The organism is Actinosynnema sp., from assembly GCF_052038725.1.
Genome location: NZ_JBQGCX010000419.1, coordinates 1 through 2,896, shown reverse-complemented (window position 1 = coordinate 2,896; position 2,896 = coordinate 1). Strand labels below are relative to the sequence as shown.

The 2,896-nt window shown below is 71.5% G+C and carries 2 protein-coding genes; one reads left to right on the top strand and one right to left on the bottom strand.

Annotation, left to right across the window (positions count from 1 at the left end; genetic code table 11):
- Positions 1-1,414 (bottom strand): glycoside hydrolase family 64 protein (locus ACTUAL_RS08500; protein WP_440899863.1); only part of this gene is annotated, 1,414 nt, incomplete at its 3' end.
- A 770-nt stretch (positions 1,415-2,184) separates the two neighbouring features.
- Between ACTUAL_RS08500 and ACTUAL_RS08495 the strand changes: the two genes are divergently transcribed.
- On the top strand, positions 2,185-2,896 hold a 712-nt coding region (locus tag ACTUAL_RS08495), incomplete at its 3' end, for a serine hydrolase domain-containing protein (protein ID WP_440899862.1).

Genomic DNA, 2,896 nt, shown 5'->3' with positions numbered 1-2,896 from the left:
TGCAGTCGGACACGGTCAGCCGCTGGCCGTCGGAGAAGTTGTTGTTCGGCACGGTGACGCACTTGCCCTGCCACGCGCTGACGATCGAGCCGCCCGCGGGCTGCGGGTCGTTCGACGTCGGGGGCTTCGTGGTGGTGGTCGGCTGGGTGTTGCCGCCGCCGGTGTTCCCGCCGCCGTTGTTCCCGCCCCCGGTGTTGCCACCCCCGGTGTTGCCACCCCCGGTGAACGGGGTCAGCGTGATGCCCGCGGAGCGCGGGTCGCCGGAGTGCACCAGGGACTCCTGGGCCTGGACGTCGTCGAACGCGAAGCCGTAGGCCCGCCCGTCCACCATGTTCTCGTGCACCAGGCGCGAGTAGTGGTTGGTGATGTCGCCCTTGTAGAAGTCGGCCGCGCCGCCACCCGGCTGGGTGTCGATCGTGCCGAGGGTGGAGCGGTGCAGCGCCGCGCACAGGGTGCGGGCGATGGGGCCGACCACCTGGTCGTTCGGCGCGCCCAGCTTGCCGTCGCAGCCCCACACGTCGGAGGTCGACGGCTTCTGGAACGAGGCGACCTGCTTGCCGGAGCCGTCGGTGAAGTTCATCGTCGAACCGGAGGTGCGCCCGAAGAACTTGACGCTCGGCTGGTCGGTGAACGGCACCACGGTCAGGGTCTTGCCGGTGTACGCGTTCCACGCCTGGGTGATGTACGAGTCCAGGTAGTTCGCGCTGAACAGCCCGCCCTCGGCGGCCTTGCCCGGCGCGAGGGCGCGCAGGACCGTGCCGTCCGACCGCGTCACCACGGTCTTCTCCCAGCCCTTGAGGCCCTTGAGGGTGCTCATGACCTTCTCGCGACCGCCCGGCTTCAGCTCACCGGTCTTGCGGGTCGCCCCGTCGGACCCGGTCACGCTGACGGCGTGCGGCACGGCGAAGTGGTCCACCTGCGAGCTGTTGATCCACAGGCCCGCGTCGTTGTAGGTGAACTCGCTCCAGTCGAACAGGATGTTGTGGTTCGCGTCGCCGGGCGACCAGGGCGCGGGCTGCACCAGGCCGTCCTGGGTCAGGAAGAACTTGAGCTTCTCCCCGAACGACATGTAGACGCGACCGGACAGGTGCTTGGGCACCTTGATGGTGGAGCTGGACCCGTTGGCCGGGCCGTTGATGGACACGTCGGGCGCGGGCGACGGCGGGTTGGTGCCGCCGGTCCACGCCGTGAACGCGCCCGACTGGTTGACGAACCCGAGCTTGCCGCTGCGGATGTCGGTGCCCAGCACGTAGAGGTGCACCGAGTCCGACCGGCCGCTGTTGTTCGTGACGGTGAGCGGGAGCTGGTCCGGCCCCGCCGCCGACGCGGGCTGCATCAGGGTGGTGACGGTAGCGGCGGTCGCGGCCGTGGCGACCGCCGCCAGCGCTCCCATCCACTTCGTTCTGGTGCGCATCGAGCGGACTCCTCCATCTGCTGCAGGGCAGTTCGGCCCTCGCCCCCTGCGGTTTTCAGGATGACCACCCGGAGGGCGGGACGGCAATCGTTCGACGTCCCGTGAGAGCGTTTCCACAGACTTGTTGGTCAACCGCTCGATGTCAAGGCCGGACTAATGCTCGACGGGCTTCCCCGGTGCGGTGCGGCGCACCCCGAGGAGGTGGCGCTCGTTATGCCCGACCGGGCGGTGGAACCGGGCGGAAAAGTTCCGGGAAAAGTTGTTATCGACCGCGACTGCGCTGGTGGGCAGCGCCCTGACGTGCCCGAACACCCCGAGGGTCGGGTGGGCGCGCGAGCAGCGGACCCCACACCGGGCACGCCGGCGAGAGCGCGGAACGGGCCCCCTCGCCCTCGAATTCCCATCTGCAACCAAATCTCGAACCCCTTGTTCGGCGAACTCCCCGGAACACCCGCCGCACCGGTCCGCGCCCCCGCGCGCACTTGTTTAAGGAAATGCGAGGCGAATTTAAACCTCTTTTAAGGCAGTGCGCTCCGTGACCACCCGTGACGTGATCGACGCGCTTCGCCGCGGCCCGCGCCGGAACGTCCGCGAGGTGGGACGCGAATGCCCGGCGAACCCGAAAACCGCACCTCGCGCCGGGTCCGCCGGCTACCCTTGCGCACACCGGCCCCGGCCGCGCGACCTCGGCACCCGAGCGGCGCAGCGGCGGCCGGTGGTTGCGTAGAGTGCGCGGGAAGCGCAGGACATCGTTCAGGTTGGGGAGAGGCGTGCTTGAGGCTGCGGGGTTGAGCCGGCTGGAGACCGTGCTCGCGGCGCACGTCCACGACGGGGCGGTGCCGGGTGTGGTCGCGCTCGTGGCGCGCGGGGACGAGGTGCACGCCCAGGTGCACGGCGCGGCGGACCGGGGCGCGCTGCGCAGGGACGCGCTGTTCCGGCTGGGCGAGCTGAGCGGCGCGGTCACCGCGACGGCGGCGGTGCTGCTGGTGCAGGAGTGCGCGATCGGGCTGGACGACCCGGTGGCCCGGTGGCTGCCGGAGCTGGCCGAGCTCCAGGTCGCCTCCGACGACGACGTCACCGAGCCCGCGCGGCGCCCGGTGGTGGTGCGGGACCTGCTGACCATGACGGCCGGGCTGCCCGCGCTGCCGATCGCCACGCGCGACGGGCAGCTGGAGCCGGACGAGTGGCTGCGCAGGCTGGCCGAGCTGCCGCTGGCGCACCAGCCGGGGCTGCGCTGGGCGGCCGGGTCCGAGGCGGACGTGCTGGGCGTGCTGCTGGCGCGCGCGGTCGGCGAGCCGCTGGGCGAGGTGCTGCGCACCAGGCTGTTCGAGCCGCTGGGCATGGCGGACACCGGTTTCCGGGCCGAGCCCGAGCGGTTGGGGAGCGCGTACGCGCACCACCCGGAGAGCGGGGCGCTGGTGCTGGCGGACTCGCCGTGGAACGGCAGGCACAGCGCCGAGCCGGTGTTCGAGTCCGGCGCGG